Here is an 18,901-nt window from a genome sequence, read left to right on the forward strand (position 1 = left end):
TAAACAATTATTTTAATGTTACACTTATTTATTAATTTTTTAAAAGGGAGTTAACATGTCAATTCCTGCCAATTTAAGCATCGTTCCTACTGGAAATGGCACACGACTATTAGAAAATAGTGAAATACATACAGAAGCACAGCAAACATCTGATGTGCAAGTTCCTTATGTATTAAGGATTCCTTTAAATTTAGCTAAGGGTGGTGTAGCTGGTTTTTTGGCGTACGGAATGGAGCGCGTTCTCGTCTGGATTAAATTTGTTGAATATAGTCAACCCGTGACTTGCTTTCCTTATGTTTTGTCTGGAATAGCAAGCGCTGCCATTATTGAATCTGCAAACTTAACACATCTCGTTGCTTTAAAATTAATTGGAGAGCGTACAATTTATGAAAATTTGCCTGAAAGGAAATCTAACCTTGTAGATAAATTAAGAAAGTATTCGTGGTCAGTTGTTCGTTTTGGGGAAAACGTAGAAAAAAAAATAGACGAAGTTTTTTCTTATGCGTTAAAAATTCGGACGAAGCAACAAATTTTGGATTGCCACATAAAAGATAACGATTTAGTTTTTTTAGAAATTTTTCGCCGCGCATTGATTGAACAAGTTAAAGAATCTTTCGTTACCTCAATTCCTCAAGAGTTGGGAATAGGATTAGTAAAAAAATGTGGCTATATTTTTGTCGGTGGCGAACTCATTTTAAGTATGCACATTTTACAATTTGTCCATGGCTTAGTAGATAAATTTACGGCTGTTTATAACAAAATACGAGCAGAAGAAGAAGAAGAATTAGCTAGACAAGCATCTCAGACTTGTGGGCAATCCGACTCTATAAAAGAACAAGTTATAGTAGCGAACAGTCAGCATATAGAACTGGAGCAAGCAGTTTAGCTTATTGTTTAAAATTTTATATCAATCGCTAAATTCATAGTTTAAAATTTTTTACTTAATTTATAGTGCTCAAAAATTTTATTGTAAAATTTTTCTTGAATAAAAAATTCTAAGATTGCAAAAAAAAATATTCTCAAGTAAGTTAACAGCACAAAAAATTTTAGTAAAAAAATCATTTATGATTGATTCTATTAACCGAGTTATTACAACTCCTAGCTATTTATATAACCAAGTCGAAACTGTCGGATTAGCCGCCGTGGCTGGAGGGACGTATGGTTTAGTTGGTCGGAAGATTTTCCCTAAAACTGGAATTAATCCTATTAATTACGCTGTCTGGTTTATTGTTGCTTTTCAGATAAAAAAAGTCTTTGAGCAGTGGGAATTGCAAGCACTTCAAACTTTAAATGCTAAATTTTCGCCAGAGATACTTGAAAGCAATTTTATTAAACAAACACGTTATTATTATCGAATTGGAACTTACCTTAAAGATATTTTGTTGAGCAAAATCGATTTATGCTTTTCCTATGTTTTTTCTATTCGATGTTGTCATTTAGTAACACAAGAAAATGTACAGGATGCTTCCTTTCTTGAGATGTGTCGTTTTCGTGTCTGGAATGTATTTAAATCTACGATAATTGATAATGCAAGTTTTGCTATTGCAAGAGTTGTGACGCATCATTTAGGATTTGCTTTGCCAATGCATACATCGATTCCAATTTTTTTAGCTATTGAAACGATTATTCAGAATATTATTCTAGTTCCTTTGATCTATAAATATATGGATTTTTGTAACCATCTTGATTTAGATGTAAATTTATTTTCCACGCCTTCCGAAAGAGCCGCCATTTTCAAGCGCCAATTACCGGCGATATAAGCAACCGTTAATAAGCTCATATTGAGACGAACAAAGTTTGGCTAATTCTGGATCATGAGTAACTAAAACAAGAGCTTTTTGTTGCCCATGAATAAATTTTAGTAAAATCTCATGCATGAGATGAGCAGTTTGTCTGTCGAGATTACCTGAAGGTTCATCTGCAAAGATTATTTTAGGATCATTGCACATAGCTCTAGCTAATGCAATTCGTTGTTTTTCACCGCCAGACAAAAGTTTTGTATGAAAATGAGCACGTTCTTGAAGTCCAACTTGATGAAGAAGTTCCATTCCTCGTTGTTCTGTCAAACTTCCTTTTGCGACAGATTTTCTTCCAATGCGTGCAGGCATCAAAACATTTTCTAAGGCTGTATAATCTTCAAGTAAGTGAAACGATTGAAAAACAAACCCAATTAATTCGTTTCGTATTTGAGATTTATTTGAAGAGGAGATTAACTGATTATCAATTGTTAAAGTTCCTGAACAAGGCTGTTCGAGTGTACCTAAAATTTGTAATAATGTACTTTTTCCTTCTCCTGATCTTCCTATAATCGCCACCGATTCTCCCATTTGAACTTGAAGAGAAACGCTTTGTAGAATTTTTACTTGCACAGGATGATAGAAGTTTTTTTGAATATCATGAGCTTCAAGAATTAAGGTTGAATGAGAATGCATTTAACTCCCAGATCTTAGAATTTGAGAGGGTTTTAAAAGACAAGCCTTGACAGCAGGTACAATACCTGCTAGTAAAGAAATCATACAAGTCGCTCCTAAAACAAAAAATAACGCTTCATAACTAATTTCATGTGTTAACATTTGTCCATAAAAAGAAGCGTTAAGCATATCATGTCCTTGCAAACGACTTAAAAAGGCAATAAGAGTGCTTAAATAACTTAAAGTCAGTATAGCTGCTCCAATTCCAATTAAACTTCCTAGGATACCAATTACTCCACCTGCAAATCCAAATATAAGGGCAATACTTTTTGAAGAAGCTCCCATTGAACGAAGAATTCCGATCTCAACTTTTTTATCATTTACCAAAATAACGAGCATAGAAATAATATTAGAACAGGCCACGAGAATAATAACCACGGCAATCAACATAAAAATATTTTTTTGACTCTGAAGCTCTTGAATAATTTCTTTTGTAAATTCGTATTCTTTATAAGTTTGTATATCCCAGTAACGACTGATCCCATTTTTTTGAAAAGCCTTTAATAAGGCGTCTTTCACTTCATCTGCTTGGCTTAAATGATCGAAACGAATATTAATTCCATTCGTTAAACTAGATTTATCATCTTGATTATGAGATGCTCGAATAATAGAGGTGATTTCTGGATTGGCTAAAACAAATTTATTACCAATTGGAATAATTCCTGGATCATAAAATCCTGCAACATAAATTGGAAGACGCTGTTCTTGCAAAAGGCTTGCAGTCGCAGCAAAATAGCTTAAGTGTCCCCGATCGCCAATCAAAACCCCAGCTTCTCTGAAACTTTTAGGTAAAATTATCCCTCCGCCTATATCCGAATCCGAGGGAAGAATAAAATTTGAATTTGCGGATGATTGATAAACCCAGAAGGGGTTGCCAAAATTTTTATTGGTGGGTTTTAATTCCGCAGAGGCAATTTCTAGTCCTCGATAAGGGACATTTCCTTTTAAAATATCACCTTGGATAGGCACGGTTATCTCAAAAGTAAGATCATCTAATCTTTTGGCTCGTTCGATTGAAGAGGAGATTAAATGAGCTTCAAAAGAATTCCCACTAGCGTAAGTGATAGGAATTTTCGTTAGATCATTAAAAACAGTTTGATTTTTTCCATAAAATATTGCTTTTCCTTCATCAAGATGCAATTGTCCCAAAATCGTTTCTAAACCTTGGTCTTCAAGAGACTTTTGAATTTGCATGCATTTTTCGGATTGGGCAGGAACAACAATTCGTAAAATATGGTTCTCTTTAGTAACAGCACATCCTTGCCAATGGGCTTTTAAAGGAAATAAAGTTTTCGGAATTGTCCAACCAAATGATTTAGCTTGTAGTTGATTGATCATGACATGATCAAAAAAAATTCTTAATCTTTTTTGCAGTATCGTTTGAGGAAAAGGAATTTTTTCATCTGGATTATCTTCATGATTCTCTGCAAAAGGAATCAATTGTAAATAATTATTGAGATCTTTTGATTCGATAGGTAAAAAAGTTTGGCCAATTTTGGAGTTATTTGCTTCAAAGTTACCTAAGTAGGTTGGATAAGCTAAATATGATTGCGTTGCACCTCCATAAAAATTGTGTGCATGCAAAACGGACATGTCTCTTTGAAGGCGAAGTTTAATATGGCTAGCTGTTAATTCAAAGTCTTGAGCATATAAGCCAGGTATTTTCTTCAGATTCTGAATCGAATTGAAAGCTAATTTAACAAGGTCTTTTAGAGATCCATCAGGTTGACGATCTGGAGTTTGCCAGTGAGAAGGAATTTCTTCATCATAATCTTTATCGTAAGGATCTGTGAACTGTGATTCGTTCTTTTCCCGTATTGTTTTGTGACTATAACCGGAATTTTCGCTTAAACTATCAATTTGATAATAGTAAGAGTGGTAATAAGCATCGGTAGGGGTAATTCGAACAGGTGCGGTTAAAGTAGTGAGTTTATAAATCCAATTTTTTTCTAGGCCATTGGTAACGGAGAAAAAAACAATGATTAACCAGACAACTAGGCTAATGACTAAAACAGAGATGATACTTATAATGGAAACAGAGAGCTGTCGCCGGCGGGGAATAAGATATTTGCAGGCGACAGAAAGCTCAAACATGTTTTATGCACCAAAAGTAAAAAAATTACTTTGTTTCTTTAAATTCTACTCTCTCACGTACGACTGGATCATATTTAACTAATGTTAGACGTCCTGGAGTTGAAGTTTTATTTTTTGATGTGTAGTAATGATAGTGACTTTTTGAACTTTTCATTTTAATGTTTTCACGTTTGCTGGCCATTGATTAGCTCCATCCATGGGGTTTTTCTTAAGATTATTAATCTTAACTTAATAAATGTTTAAATTCAATAGTCGAAATAAGAATATTTGTAACTTTTCAGTTTGTTTATGCGCGAAATCTATTCTTTTACGGATTGTAAAGGGGTTCGTGTTAATGGTTCTAAATCCATGGAATCACTTTTGTTTTGTAATTGATAACGGTAGTATCCAAGACCTGCGATCATGGCAGCATTATCCAAACTTAAACCGGCAGAAGGCCATATATAGTTTAAGTTTGAATTGGCCACAGAAAATAATTTTCTTAAGTAACAATTATTCGTTACACCCCCCCCAAATAAGAGAGTATTGACACCATATTGTTTTGCAGCCAATAGAGATTTTTTCACAATATCACTGCAAGCGGCTTCTTGGAAACTTGCTGCGATATCTTGAGTCATTTCGGAGGATAAAAGAACCATCTCTTTAAGCGCTTTAGGATCTTTAATAGCATAAAGGACTGCTGTTTTTAGTCCGCTGAAAGAAAAATCCAAAGGGCGACCTTTCACTTGTCCAGCTTTAAAATTAAATTTAACAGAACGGCCGTGCCTTGCTAAATTTTCTATTTCTGGTCCACCAGGATAGGGAAGATTAAGCATCTTAGCGACTTTATCAAAAGCTTCTCCGACTGCATCATCCACAGTTTGCCCGATAAGTTCGTATTGACCAATTTGTTTAATTAAAACAAGAGCAGTATGACCGCCAGACAGAACGACGCCTAAACAAGGAAATTGAAAATCTTGAGGGTGTGACATAATTGCTGCATATAAATGAGCTTCCACGTGATTAATGCCAATAAAAGGTTTTCGAAGGGCTAAAGCGAGTGCTTTAGCAGTATTTAAACCAATCAGTAAAGCTCCAATTAACCCTGGGCCATTTGCAACCGCAATTAAATCAATTTGTTCAAGTGTTAATTTTGCTTGATTAAGAGCTTGATCAATGACTGGAATAATTAAATCAATATGCCTTCGACAAGCCAGTTCAGGAACAACGCCTCCGTATTCTTTGTGTAAATCAATTTGTGAAGCGACAATGTTTGACAAAATATCTTTTCCATCACGAACGATGGCACACGCTGTTTCATCACAAGTACTTTCTATTCCCAAAACTAACATAAGGTCTAAACTATTTCATTTTTGTGGATTTTTGTCTTAAGTGTTTACCGTCTTTGGAAAATTTGCAAGAGTTTTTCACCAGCTTCATGATCTAAAATCCATAGAGCTTTATGATGTGTTGTACCAATACGTTGGATGGGAAGGTTATCTGGATCATAGCTTTTTGTTAATGCTTGAGCAACCATATTGGCTTTTTTCTTTCCCATGGCGTAAATACAAATCGTTTTAGCCAAATGAATACATTCATAGGTCAAAGACATGCGCCAAGTATGTTTTTGGGGAACGTAATTAGCAATGACTAGACGATCTTTTGCGTGTAAGCCTTGCGTATGAGGAAAAAGTGATGCTGTATGACCATCATCTCCCATTCCTAGCATTAATAAATCAAAGCTATTAGAAGAGACTTTTTCACGTATGATGGCTTCGTACTCGAGAGCGTTCTCTTCAATGTCACTTTCTGCTTTCATGCGAAAAATATGTTCTCTTTTTAAAGGAAGTTTAGCGAGGCCAGATTCCATAGCCATGGCATAATTGCTCTCCGTATCTGTCGGAGGAACGCTCCTTTCATCACTCCAAAAACAGAACACTTTAGTCCAGTCCAATTGCTTTAAATAGTCTTGTTGACTCAATTCTTTAAAAATAGCATTAGGGGTTTGTCCTCCTGATAAAGCCACTGTAAACAAACCCCGTTTTTCAATTGCCTCTTGCGCAATTTCTATGAATTGTTTTACGCAAAATTGAATTGTTTCTTCTGCATTTCCAACAACGATAAAATTACGCCTTTCATCAAACGATCGAATAGATGTTTTCCAATGAGCTGTTTGCATATCATAAACTCCAATTAGCTTGACTGATCAAATGTAGCATATCTAAATAGTGATGACTGACTTTCTGGTAAAATATTTCTTGCATAAAACTACGGCCTGTACGGATGGTTGGTAGCCATAATGTAAAAGGAAGTTCGCATTGATATTGATTACAGGCTTGAACAGATACTTGGTTATTTCCTTGTCTTTTTAGGTGACATACATAATCAATGTCATCGGATACATCAATAGCAATAATATCTTCTGAAGATAATTCTTTATCTGTAACGCCAATCAGTTGGATTTTAACAGTTTCTTTATTCCCTTTATAATAAAGGATGTGAACGGCTTGTTCGATTTTTCGTTTAATAAATTTCCATCCAAGTCTTGAAGCTAACCAAGCTTGTAAATAAATGGCTTGTGTATCAGGATGGGTAAAAAACGGAGAAGGTAAATTATTGTAAGTGATTTTAATCGATTGGGCAGTGGCTAATTGTCCAAATCTTTCTTTACTATCAAAAGTTTGTGCTACAATTTCTCTCCAGCCTCCAATACGAGCCCAATTCATGTCCACAATTTGAATAGAGGACGATTGAATTTTTTGCTGCATGGTTCGACTAAAATGTTGAAGATCCTTTGTGCATTCGGAATCAAAAATCAACCTTGTGGCAAATTTTTGTAGATGAGGAAGAATCGTATTTTCTGTTGTTGGGTCTTCCCCCCAAACTAGGTAAATGGGTAAACTTGGAACGAATACAGGTAAAATCAAAAAAGGAACTTTAGAAAGCTCTTTACCTGCCGCTTCGATAAGAATTTGATCACAGGTAAATCCTTTAGTCTCTTTTCCGATCTCAGTCGAAACATTTACTCGCAGATAAGAATCTTTTGTTGTTCGATCACCTTGAACGAAAATAATTCGACATGGAAATTGCTTGGCAATCATTTTTACCATACTGGTAAAGTAATCCGAACGGGATTTTTCTTGAGTATAAATAATAAGATTAAATAAACAGGCTTTTGTTTTTGATTGCTGGGTATTAGCTAATTTATTAAATTCTGTTTGTAGATCAGGAACAATTTCTTTTTTTTCTACTTCCATATCAAATAATCCATTTTATATTTTAACCTGAATTTGAAGAATTTTTATTTAAGTTTCAGATACTTGGTAGATAAATTTTTTTTAATTATCAATTAAAGCCTCTGATTATCAGAAAGAAAAGTTCAAAATTCAGGCTATACCAAATATCAAAAATAAACACATAAATTTAAGTCAATTCACAAAATTATGCTTTATCGATGGTTTATAAATTACCTTTTGATATTTGATATGGTTAAATAAGTCTCCAATGACGTCCTTGGCGTTTTAGCATTTCTTCGGCTCGGTCTGGCCCCCAAGTTCCCGCGGCATAATTTGGAAAATCTGTCGGGGATGTTTCTTGCCAATGTTCTAAAATAGGTGTGAGCAACTTCCAAGACATAATGACTTCGTCATCTCTAGCAAATAAAGTATTATCCCCGGCCATGCAATCACAAATTAATCTTTCATAAGCTTCGGGAGGAATGGCACCAAAGTAAGATCCGTAACGAAAATCCATTTTCACCGGTTGAATGACTGTGTTTAATGCAGGGACTTTGCAATTAATTCTCAATGAAATTCCTTCATCCGGTTGAATACGAATCACTAAAACGTTTGAGTCAATCAAAGCTGAAGTTCCTTCAAATAGATATCCGGGGGCTTTTTTGAAAGTAATCGCAATTTCAGTAGCTCGTTTGGGTAGGCGTTTACCAGCACGTAAATAGAAGGGAACTCCAGCCCAACGCCAGTTATCGATAGAAAGTTGCAAGGCAACGTAGGTTTCAACAAAAGATTTAGAGTCTACATTTTCCTCGTCTCGATATCCTTTAACGGGTTCCCCGTTAATGAATCCAGATCCATATTGGCCCCGGATAACGCATTGTTCCATTGAATCGAAGGGGATAGGTCTAATAGCTTCAATGACTTTAACTTTTTCGCCGCGGACTGAGTTGGCTTGGAGACTCGTCGGGGGTTCCATCGCAACAAGAGAAAGGAGTTGCATCACATGATTTTGGACAATATCTCGCAACATTCCTGCTTCTTCCCAAAATCGACCGCGAGAACCAATTCCAATTTCTTCACCAACAGTAATTTGAATATTATCAATATGATGGTTATTCCAAACTGATTCAAAGATGGGATTACCAAATCTAAAAACTAATAAATTTTGTACAGTTTCTTTTCCCAAATAATGATCAATTCGATAAATTTGACTTTCATCTAGGTGTTGCACAAGATCTTGTTGAAGTTGTTTTGCTGATTCAATATCTCTTCCAAAAGGCTTTTCTATAATGACACGACTCCATTTGTCTTTGACTTGTTTAACTGGATATGTCAATTGGTGTTGGCTAAGCTTTTCAACAACGAGAGGAAAATAGCTAGGCTGGATAGATAAATAAAAAACTCGGTTACCTTTAGTTCCCATTTGTGTGTCGAGTTTTTCTAAAAATTGGTTTAAGCTTTTATACCCTTCATCATCATCAAATTCTGATTGATGATAAAACAATTGTTCACGAAAGCGTTTCCAGAGTCCTTGTTCAACTGGTTTCGATCTTGAAAATTTGTTAACTGCTTCTAACATTTCTTCCCGAAACTCATCATGTGTTTTTGCCCTTCTAGCAAAGCCTACACAGGCAAAATGACCAGGAAGTTGGCCGTCTCTCGCTAAGTTATACAAAGCTGGAATTAGTTTACGAGCTGTTAAATCACCGGTCGCTCCAAAAATGACTAAAATACAAGATTCTGGAATTTTTATGGGCCGATTCGGTTCGTTCAAAGGATTAACAAAATAATGCGAGTTATGCATAGTTAAAACCACCTAATAATTTAATCGCAGCATAGCGAATTAGCATTTCCATCGCTACGTGATTTGTAAATTGATTAGGCTTATTTAAGAAATTTTCGTCAACAGTCAGTTAAATTTTTTTTTGAATTTGTCTTTTTCATTAAATTTATATTTATTTTATTTTTAATGCGTTAATTGCTCTGTTTGTTAAGTTTTTATTTATTTTATTTGAGAAAAATTATAAATAATTTCAGTCCTTTCTAAAAAATGCAAAATGAAAAAAGCTCTTTAAAGCTTTATTCTAGACGATTATGTTAATGCAATCACCATCCGCAATTTCTATTTTCCGCTTAACGCATAGGATGTAAACAAAGGAAATTATTTTGACTTTTCGTAAGATATGAATCATGGAAATTTATTTCCTAATCTCAACTTTTTATCAGAGAATTTGCATTTTCGTGATAGATGTAAGTAAAATCACATGAATAATAAGAAAAGCTTTGAAATTATTTTAAATCCTTTGCCAGGTTTATGGTATCGACTTTTTGGAGGGTAACTGCTGCAAAAGATAAATGTAGGAGTGAAAGAAAATGATTAATGATCCACATTTAAATTATTTGAAGCTTATAATTATAGCGAAAAATTTATATAACATTATTGCTAAAGCGAAAACGCATGACGTTAACAGGACTCACCATTTTTGCGGAAACTTTTATTCCTCCAAAAAAAAGATTTAGCTAGCAATCCTGTCTTTTATAGAATGGAAAATCAATCAGCTATATAAAAATTTTTTAATGCTTTTAATAAATTTATATCCCAATTAAAATAAAAATATTATTTTAAATCTAATATTTTTTAAGAGTAGGAATGAACTTTTAAAAATTGCCCACTTACCTAGACTCAATAATTAACATCTTTAAAAATTAATATCATATTTCTTTTTAGGCATTTTTTATAAACATTTACTTTTTGTAGTTCATTCTTTTTTATAAATAGCCCTGTGTTCTTGATTAAAAATTTAGATTAAACTAGTATTGATTGGATGAGAATAAATTTTATCACGTTAAATTAATAATTCATAATTGATTGATTTACCGATTTTTAATTTGAAAAAGAAATTATTGAAATACAAGTGAGTAGAAGAATAAAAACCCAAAAAATCGGCTGAAAGAATTAAAGGTAAGTTTTCAATAAAAATTTTCTCCATTTGTAACGTTTCAAAAATGAAAGAAAATTTTTTCAAAAATTATCTCTATTCGTTTAAAAAAGGAAGGCGCTTATGAGTTATACAGTGGGTCAAACAACATCTTTTCAAACCTCACTGGCTGATCAAGTAACAATTGAGCAAAGGCCTAAATTTGGAACATTTTTTGGAATTTATGTTCCCAGCATTCTGATGATGTTTGGAGTCATCATTTTTCTTCGATTGGGATGGATTGTAGGAAGCGCTGGACTCTATTCCACTCTTTTTATTATTACTTTAGCGAGTGTTATCACCCTAATTACAATTCTTTCCATGTCTGCCGCCGCTACCAATATTAAAGTCGGGAAAGGGGGAGCTTACTATATTATCTCGCGAGCGCTTGGCTTAGAAGTTGGTAGTTCAATCGGCATCCCTTTATTCCTTAAGCAAAGTATTAGCGTATCATTTTGCATTGTAGGCTTTACAGAATCTTTTCAGTCTCTTTTTCCGCAATTTTCTGCGGTAGCCATTGGAATCGCAACTCTTTGTGTTTTAACTTTATTAGCTTACGTATCCACGAATTTTGCTTTAAAAATTCAGCTGGTTATTTTTGTCATTATTATAGCTTCCCTATACTCTCTTTTTACAGGAAATCCAGCAAATTTAGATTTATATTCCTATACTCCTTTAAATGATTCTTCTCCCTCCTCTTTTTGGGCTATTTTTGCTATTTTCTTTCCTGCCTTAACAGGAATTGAATCCAGTGCTTCTTTATCGGGAGATTTAAAAGATCCCAGCCGTTCTTTACCTTTAGGAACAATTACAGCAGTATTAACAGCATATGTTATTTATATAGGAATTTCTCTTTTTCTTTTTGAAATGGTTCCTTTAGACAGGCTTGTTATGGATCCTTTAGTAATTCAACATGTTGCCAAGTTTGAGTCTCTGATCATTTTAGGTATTTGGGGGGCAACTCTTTCTAGTGCCATTGGTGGTCTATTAGGTGCGCCACGTACATTGCAAGCTTTAGCGGAAGATGGAATTGTTCCACGCATATTTGCTAGGGAATATGGACCTTACTGCGAACCCCGTATAGCCACCGCATTGACCGTTGCGATTGCACTAATTGGAATTTGTTTTGGAAGTATTAACGTGATTGCTCCTCTCTTAACAATGATTTGCTTAATTTGCTATGCAGTTTTGAATTTAGCGACAGGTTTAGAAGATTTAATGTCTAATCCAAGTTGGCGCCCTACTTTTCCCTTACCATGGATTATCTCCTTAACAGGGACCCTACTTTGCGTTATAGCGATGTTAATGATTAACTCAGGAGCAGCAATTTTAGCTTTAGGACTAGTATTTGTTATCTATCTAGCTTTAAAAAGACAAAGAATTAACACTGCTTGGGACGACATCCGTTATGGAATTTTCATGTTTTTTTCCCGAGCCGTTATTTATCGCTTAGCAAACGAAATGCCATCCTCTCGTTCTTGGCGACCAAACTTTTTAGTGTTTACCGGTAAACCTTCTTTAGTTTCTGATCAGCTTTTAAGCTTTTCAAATGCGATTGCTCATTCTAAAGGCTTTTTAACCATGGCTTCATTTTTCTCCCCAGAACAGGCTAGTCAGGCTCAAATTACCCAGCTAGATCAAAGAATTAAGACTTTATTAAAACACCATGATATTCAAGCTTTAGTCACTCTTCATCAAGCAAAAAGCGTGTCTTCTGGAATGAAGCAAATGATTGCACATTATGGAATTGGCCCTCTGACACCTAATACAATTGTTTGTGGTGGAACTTCTCAAGAGGAAACATTAATTAGTTATCTTGAAGTCATTAAATTGGCTCACAAGCGAGGAAAAAATGTAGTTATTCTGAACGATGAACAAAAATCTTTTGAGTTTCCTTTCAAGAAACCTATTATCAAAGGAGATATCCACATTTGGTGGGATGATAATTCGCAACGCAATTGTGAATTAATGATGGTGTTTGCTTACATGCTTCGAAAAAATCCTTCTTGGAAAAAAACTCGTATTTGCTTAGTTAGCTTAGTTTCTGATGAACAAATCCGTCAGCAGAGAATGCAAGAATTTCAGGAGTTAATTAAGAAGAATCGATTAAATATTGAAACAACTGTTTTAGTGGCTTCCAATCCTGAACAAGAAAAAATTCAAGTAATGCGCTTTTTTTCTACACAAGCGGCGATGGTTTTTATGGGCATGCGCGCTCCCGCGGAAGGGGAGACATTAGAGGAATATGGAGTTTATTTCCAAGCTCTTCCTCAAAAAGCAACAGATTTTCCTCCTGTTGCCTTAGTTCTAAGTGCTGAACAGACCAATTTAGAAGAAGTTTTAAAGCTTCAATTAGAAGTTCTTGAAGGAGAATTATAAATATCTAGTCGATGCTGAATCAACTATTCAGCATCGACTATCTAGATAGCTTTGAAGGATGATGGAAGCGCTGACAATATCAACAACTTTTGATCGCTTTTTACGTGTTAATTGACTTTCTCGCAAAGAGCGTTCGGCTTGTACCGTAGTTAAACGTTCATCCCATAAACGAATAGGAATGGGTGTCAATTGTTGAAGAAGTTGAGCAAAATGTTTAACTTCATCTGCTAAAAATCCAGTTCTACCACTCATCATTAAAGGAAGCCCGATCACAATTTCTTCAATTTCACATTTTTGAGTTTCGCACAACTGTGAAATGGTTTCTAATAATTTGATAACTGTTTGTTCTGATTTTTTTTCAGTATGTACAGTGATAAGAGGCATGGCTATAATCTTTCTTTCGTCGGATTGAGCCAAGCCTATTCGGCTCATCCCAAAATCGATGCCTAAAATTCTACTGGGCTTTGGCTTATTTTCCATGCTGACTCTTATGGTAAATAATCATCGCTTGAATAAAGTCACGGAAAAGTGGATGAGGGTCTGTTGGTTTTGATTTAAATTCAGGGTGAAATTGAACTCCAATCATCCAAGGATGATCTTTGACTTCAGCTATTTCGCAAAGATTCTCACCTTTTAACGTTCCTGCAACTACAAAACCAGCTTTTTCCATTTGTTCTTTGTAAGTATTATTAAATTCATAACGATGTCGATGCCGTTCGCTGATTTGTGAACTTTTATAAGCTTGATAAGCTTTTGTGTGAAGTTTCAAATCACAAATATAAGCTCCAAGACGCATTGTACCTCCAAGGTCTTGTAAACCTCTTTGCTCACTTAATAAAGAAATCACAGGATGTATAGTATCAGGATCAAACTCTGTTGAATTAGCTTCATTGAGTCCGACCACATGTCTAGCGAATTCGACTGCCATGACCTGCATTCCTAAGCAGATTCCAAAGTAAGGAATTTTTTTCTCCCTACATAATTTAGCTGTGTGAATTTTGCCAAGCCACCCTCTTTCTCCAAATCCTCCAGGAACTAAATAGCCATCACAACCTTCAATTGTTTTAGCTAATTGGTTATCATCTAACGGAAGTTTATCTGCTTCAAATCGTTTAATTTGAAGTTTATATCCTGCAGCTAATGCTCCATGCGTCAAAGATTCGAAAACCGATTTATAAGCATCTTGATGTTGAACATATTTTCCAACGATGCCTACAGTTACAGTTCCTTTAGGATTTTTTATCGTTTCAAGTATTTTTTCCCATTCTGATAAATTGATTGAGGGATTAGGAAGATGTAAAAGTTCACAAATTAAAGCATCAATTCCTTGCTTATGCAAATCTAAAGGGACTTCATAAATACTATGTTCGACATCTTTTTCTTCGATGACAGCACGTCTGTTGACATTACAAAAAAGGCTAATTTTATCTTTAACTTCATCAGATAAATTCACTTCGCAACGGCAAACAATAATATCTGGAAAAATCCCAATTCCTCTTAAAACTTGTACGGAATGCTGAGAAGGTTTAGTTTTTACCTCTCCTGCTGCTTTCAAATATGGAACATATGTCAAGTGTATATTTAAACAATTATTGCGATGATCGTAAGTAAATTGGCGAATGGCTTCTAAAAAGGGAAGTGATTCAATATCTCCGGCAGTTCCTCCTATTTCGACCAAAACAACATCAATATTTTCTTGTTGTTTTCCACAGTTCACAATGCGTTGTTTAATCTCATTCGTAATATGAGGAATAACTTGAACCGTTTTTCCTAGATAGTCGCCATGTCGCTCTCTTTTAATTACTGTATTGTAAATTTGACCAGAAGTAGCGTTAGAAGCTTTTGATAAAAAAGAATTTGTATAACGGTAGTAATGACCTAAATCTAAATCTGTTTCAGCGCCATCATCTGTCACATAAACCTCGCCATGTTGAAAGGGGCTCATCGTACCTGGATCAACATTCAAGTAAGGATCTAATTTAAGCATTGACACTCTTAACCCTTTTTTTTCGAGTAATAACCCAATTGCTGCAGAAGTGAGTCCTTTTCCCAAAGAGGAACAGACACCGCCTGTTATAAAAATGTATTTTGTTTGCATAGCCATTCCTCAACTTTGTGGATATCCTCAGGAGTGTCAACTCCAATATTTGCCTGATCAACGATCGCAACTTTGATTCGATATCCGTGTTCTAAAACTTTTAATTGTTCTAAATCTTCTTCTAACTGCAGGGGTGTAGAAGGTAATTTCTGATAGTTTATGATAAATGATGGTCTATAGACATAGAGCCCTAAATGACGAAAATAAATAGCTCCATTTTTAAAAGAGTTGGTTTTGTTGGAAGGGATTAAAGCACGGCTAAAATAAAGTGCGTTTCCCTGTTGATCCATCACACATTTGACAATAGAAGAATTTTTAGCTTCTTCTTCATCCAATAAGGGAGTCACAATAGTAGATACTTGTCCTTGAGGGTCATTAACAAGTGCCTGAACAGCTAAATTGATGGTCAAAGGGTTTAAACAAGGTTCATCTCCTTGAATGTTAACAATAGCAGTTGCATGCATCCATTCTGGGTAGAGTGAAAGGACTTCTGCTAAGCGATCCGTTCCAGTGGGGCATTGTTCAGAAGTCATTACGACTTTACCATTAAAGGAGCGAACATGTTCAAAAATACGTTCATCATCTGTGGCAACAATAAGATCGCTGAGAGCGCTAGCCCTTAAGCTATTTTCATAAGTTCTTTGAAGAAGAGTTTTACCGAGAATTGAGGCGAGGGGTTTACCTGGAAAACGAGTGCTACCATAACGGGCTGGTATAATTCCGATAATTTGTCCAGTCATCTCTGCATGTTTCAAAAGTAAATTAATATCGCAAAGATACTAGAAGATTTAATTATTAATAACAAGTGATTGTATATACAAATTGATTTTAGAGTTTTTCTACGGAAGTAATAAAGAGAAACATGTGCTCTGGGTTGCGCAATAAATTTTAGACCGTTATTCTATTTTGTAGATTTCTTTTTCATTTCGTTTATTTGATTTCTAATCCCTTAAAAGGAATCTATTAAATTAGGAAAAATCATGTCTTCAAATCATTTTGATGGGAATTATTATTTTAATCCTTTCAATTTTTCTACCCATTCATTTTGGCAAGTCCTCAAATGGATGATAACAAGAAAACCTGTTAAGTGGCCAGAATCAGTTTCTGTTAATCAGCAAAAAAAGTTAAAAGAACGCGTTTCCTCTGATGAGCTAGAGGTCACTTATGTTACCCATTCAACAGTTCTTATTCAGATTGATGGGAAAAATATTTTAACAGACCCGATTTGGTCTGAAAGAGCGAGTCCTTTCTCTTATATTGGGCCTAAAAGAGTTTCTTTACCAGGTATTCAATTTAAGGATCTTCCTCCAATAGACTTTGTGCTTATCAGCCATAACCATTATGACCATATGGACATGCCTACACTTCAAAAGTTGCAGGTAGATTATTCTCCTGTTTTTTATGTCCCCATGGGAAATCAAAGGTTTTTGCGTAGTAAGGGGTTAAAAAAAGTTTTAGAAATGGATTGGTGGGATGAAGTTTCTCTCTATTCGTCTAATCAGCTCATTTTTGTTCCTGCTCAACATTTTTCGGCACGGGGCCTATTTGATCGTAATCGAACTCTCTGGGGTGGTTTTATGATTAAAACATCTAATCAAAGTGTTTACTTTGCCGGAGATTCTGGCTATGGGCCACATTTTAAGGCAATAAGATCACGGTTAGGAGCTCCGACATTAGCTTGTTTACCTATTGGGGCTTATGAACCAAGGTGGATAATGCAATCAATTCATCTATCTCCAGCCGAAGCTCTTCAAGCTCATCTAGATTTAAACGCCAAGCAAAGTTTAGCGATTCACTTTGGAACCTTTCAGTTAACAGACGAAGGGATTAAAGAGCCCGTTAAAATACTTCGCCAAGAGATGCAAACGAAGCAAATCCCATTCGAACAATTTTGGGTATTAAATCCTGGGGAATGTAAGCAAATTTATTAATTTTAAACTTTTGAGATCAGAGTGAAGCGTCTTTTCTTTCTCCTATATGAAATGTCATTATGGCTATTAGCTATTTTAGCATCTCCCAAAATGCTTTATTATTTTTTTATTCACGGGAAATACCGACACAGCTTGTGGTATCGATTAGGATTTAAAGGGTTTGAAATCAGTCAAGAACACCCTTTGATTTGGATTCATGCTGTATCTCTTGGAGAGACGAAAGCCGTTATCGCTTTAGCGCGAGAATTAAAACTTACTTATCCTCATCATCGCTTACTTATTTCTTCGGTGACAGAAACTGGTCATGCTGAAGCAAAAAGGAGTTTGCCTTTTGCCAATTATCATGTTTATTTACCCTTCGATTTTTATTTCATTATAAAAAAAATCGTCCGAAAAACGGCCCCCCAGCTCGTGATTATTTGTGAATCCGACTTTTGGTTGAATTTTATGAGACTAACTAAGCAAGAGGGAGCTGCACTTGTTTTAGTTAATGGTAAGTTATCTCAAAAATCTGCGGCACGTTTTAAAGTATTTAATTTTTTCTCTAAAAAACTTTTTAGTTTGTTCGATCTTCTATGCGTTCAAAATTCTTTATATAAAGAACGTTTTGTTGATATTGGTGTACAGGAAGAAAAATTACATGTGACTGGAAACCTTAAATTAGATGATGAGTATCCACAACTGACAAAAGAAGGGGTGTATGCATGGAGAGAAAAATTGGGAATTTCTCCGGAGCAACCCGTCTTAACAATTGGTTCTTCACATTATCCAGAAGAACAAATGCTTATTCGCATGCTTAAAGAACTCTGGAATCAAATTCCTGATTTAAAAGCTATTTTAGTGCCTCGTCATCCTGAAAGATTTAAGGAAGTGGTTGCTTTTTTAGAAAAGGAACGACTCAAGTGGATTAATTTTACAGATATCAATAGGAGAACTGGAAAAGAGCAAGTTATTCTTATTGATGCGATGGGAATGCTTCGCATGTGTTACCAACTTTCGGATATTGCAATTGTTGGGGGGAGTTTTACATTAAAGGTAGGTGGACATAACATCCTAGAGCCTTGTTGGTATGGTAAACCTGTTATTTTTGGACTTTCTATGTATTCGCAATTAGAACTTGTTGACCTTATTAAACAAGCTGAAGCTGGGATTCAAGTTTCAGAGCAAGAATTACAAAAAGTTTTAGAAATTTTATTAATTGACAGTTCTATCCGAGAAGAAATTGGTCAGAACGGATTAGCACTTGTCCAAAGTTTGAGAGGGTCAACAAAACGAACACTGCAAACTATCACAAATCTTTTCCAAAAATTTAAATTCCCTTCGACAGATACATTAAAGGCTTAGTAAAGCTTATTTTTGTAAATAATAGAAATTATAGTTGTTTGAAAATAACGCATTTGCTATAGTCAATGTTTCTTTAGCAAACTAAAACCCAGTTTGCATCTGACGCGGGGTGGAGCAGGGGTTAGCTCGTTGGGCTCATAACCCAAAGGTCGGAGGTTCGAATCCTTCCCCCGCTAATTTTTCTTTACGGCGGTATAGCTCAGTTGGTAGAGCAACGGAATCATAATCCGTGTGTCGTCGGTTCAAGTCCGGCTGCCGCTACATCAGTTCTCTTATTCTTTGATATTTTTAGTATTTATAATCTGATTAAAAATGATTTTGCTTGTAATGTGGAAGCACTAATCGGGCGCAGGCTTTTAAGCACCTTTTACAAGCTTATGCTAACAATATA

Annotated in this window: 15 protein-coding genes and 2 tRNA genes; 7 read left to right on the top strand and 10 right to left on the bottom strand. The window is 35.1% G+C overall.

Annotated features, from left to right (window positions below; all coding sequences use genetic code 11):
- The first annotated feature begins 55 nt into the window (after positions 1-55).
- Both PC_RS03905 and PC_RS03910 read left to right on the top strand, forming a co-directional pair.
- Entirely contained in the window at positions 56-886 is an 831-nt protein-coding gene (locus tag PC_RS03905; protein WP_011175363.1) for a hypothetical protein, read from the top strand.
- A gap of 178 nt (positions 887-1,064) precedes the next feature.
- Positions 1,065-1,760, top strand: coding sequence for a hypothetical protein (locus tag PC_RS03910; protein ID WP_011175364.1), 696 nt, complete (start codon positions 1,065-1,067; stop codon positions 1,758-1,760).
- On the opposite strand, the gene PC_RS03915 is transcribed toward PC_RS03910, so the two are convergent.
- The 7 genes from PC_RS03915 to zwf all read right to left on the bottom strand — a co-directional run bounded on the left by PC_RS03915 (position 1,746) and on the right by zwf (position 9,584).
- Positions 1,746-2,432: an ABC transporter ATP-binding protein gene (locus tag PC_RS03915; protein WP_011175365.1), complete on the bottom strand. Its 687-nt coding sequence runs from the start codon at positions 2,430-2,432 to the stop codon at positions 1,746-1,748. The genes PC_RS03910 and PC_RS03915 overlap by 15 nt on opposite strands.
- Positions 2,433-4,565 carry an ABC transporter permease gene (locus tag PC_RS03920; RefSeq protein ID WP_011175366.1) on the bottom strand — a complete coding sequence of 711 codons (2,133 nt, stop codon included), beginning with the start codon at positions 4,563-4,565 and terminating at the stop codon, positions 2,433-2,435. It lies immediately after the preceding gene.
- A gap of 25 nt (positions 4,566-4,590) precedes the next feature.
- Complete coding sequence (gene rpmG / locus PC_RS03925; protein ID WP_011175367.1) at positions 4,591-4,746, bottom strand: 50S ribosomal protein L33; 156 nt, start codon at positions 4,744-4,746, stop codon at positions 4,591-4,593.
- 118 nt (positions 4,747-4,864) lie between these two features.
- Complete coding sequence (gene tsaD / locus PC_RS03930) at positions 4,865-5,896, bottom strand: tRNA (adenosine(37)-N6)-threonylcarbamoyltransferase complex transferase subunit TsaD (RefSeq protein ID WP_011175368.1); 1,032 nt, start codon at positions 5,894-5,896, stop codon at positions 4,865-4,867.
- A gap of 44 nt (positions 5,897-5,940) precedes the next feature.
- Entirely contained in the window at positions 5,941-6,723 is a 783-nt protein-coding gene (gene pgl / locus PC_RS03935; protein WP_044044908.1) for a 6-phosphogluconolactonase, read from the bottom strand.
- Position 6,724: 1 nt separating this feature from the next.
- Positions 6,725-7,801: a glucose-6-phosphate dehydrogenase assembly protein OpcA gene (locus tag PC_RS03940; protein ID WP_011175370.1), complete on the bottom strand. Its 1,077-nt coding sequence runs from the start codon at positions 7,799-7,801 to the stop codon at positions 6,725-6,727.
- A 232-nt stretch (positions 7,802-8,033) separates the two neighbouring features.
- Complete coding sequence (zwf, locus tag PC_RS03945; RefSeq protein WP_011175371.1) at positions 8,034-9,584, bottom strand: glucose-6-phosphate dehydrogenase; 1,551 nt, start codon at positions 9,582-9,584, stop codon at positions 8,034-8,036.
- A 1,258-nt stretch (positions 9,585-10,842) separates the two neighbouring features.
- Here zwf and PC_RS03955 point away from each other — a divergent pair.
- Entirely contained in the window at positions 10,843-13,137 is a 2,295-nt protein-coding gene (locus tag PC_RS03955) for an amino acid permease (RefSeq protein ID WP_011175372.1), read from the top strand.
- A 27-nt stretch (positions 13,138-13,164) separates the two neighbouring features.
- Here PC_RS03955 and ruvX read toward each other — a convergent pair whose 3' ends face one another.
- The 3 genes from ruvX to kdsB are packed head-to-tail and all read right to left on the bottom strand — an operon-like array spanning position 13,165 to position 15,975.
- Positions 13,165-13,617, bottom strand: coding sequence for a Holliday junction resolvase RuvX (ruvX, locus tag PC_RS03960; RefSeq protein WP_039357864.1), 453 nt, complete (start codon positions 13,615-13,617; stop codon positions 13,165-13,167).
- The gene (locus tag PC_RS03965; RefSeq protein ID WP_044044911.1) at positions 13,607-15,235 is read right to left on the bottom strand and encodes a CTP synthase; all 1,629 of its coding nucleotides are present in this window, start codon (positions 15,233-15,235) and stop codon (positions 13,607-13,609) included. Before PC_RS03965 ends, ruvX begins: the two co-directional genes overlap by 11 nt.
- On the bottom strand, positions 15,211-15,975 hold the full coding sequence (kdsB, locus tag PC_RS03970; protein WP_044044912.1) for a 3-deoxy-manno-octulosonate cytidylyltransferase: 765 nt from the start codon (positions 15,973-15,975) through the stop codon (positions 15,211-15,213). The genes PC_RS03965 and kdsB overlap by 25 nt, the downstream gene beginning before the upstream one ends.
- A gap of 240 nt (positions 15,976-16,215) precedes the next feature.
- Here kdsB and PC_RS03975 point away from each other — a divergent pair, with 240 nt between their 5' ends.
- From PC_RS03975 to PC_RS03990, 4 genes are all read left to right on the top strand, one after another.
- Positions 16,216-17,166 carry an MBL fold metallo-hydrolase gene (locus PC_RS03975; RefSeq protein ID WP_011175376.1) on the top strand — a complete coding sequence of 317 codons (951 nt, stop codon included), beginning with the start codon at positions 16,216-16,218 and terminating at the stop codon, positions 17,164-17,166.
- 21 nt (positions 17,167-17,187) lie between these two features.
- The gene (locus tag PC_RS03980; protein ID WP_181679047.1) at positions 17,188-18,510 is read left to right on the top strand and encodes a 3-deoxy-D-manno-octulosonic acid transferase; all 1,323 of its coding nucleotides are present in this window, start codon (positions 17,188-17,190) and stop codon (positions 18,508-18,510) included.
- Between the two features lie 103 nt (positions 18,511-18,613).
- Positions 18,614-18,686, top strand: a tRNA-Met gene (locus PC_RS03985).
- Positions 18,687-18,698: 12 nt separating this feature from the next.
- Positions 18,699-18,771, top strand: a tRNA-Met gene (locus PC_RS03990).
- Positions 18,772-18,901: the final 130 nt, after the last annotated feature.

It is taken from the genome of Candidatus Protochlamydia amoebophila UWE25 (assembly GCF_000011565.2).
Classification (GTDB): Bacteria; Chlamydiota; Chlamydiia; order Chlamydiales; family Parachlamydiaceae; genus Protochlamydia; species Protochlamydia amoebophila.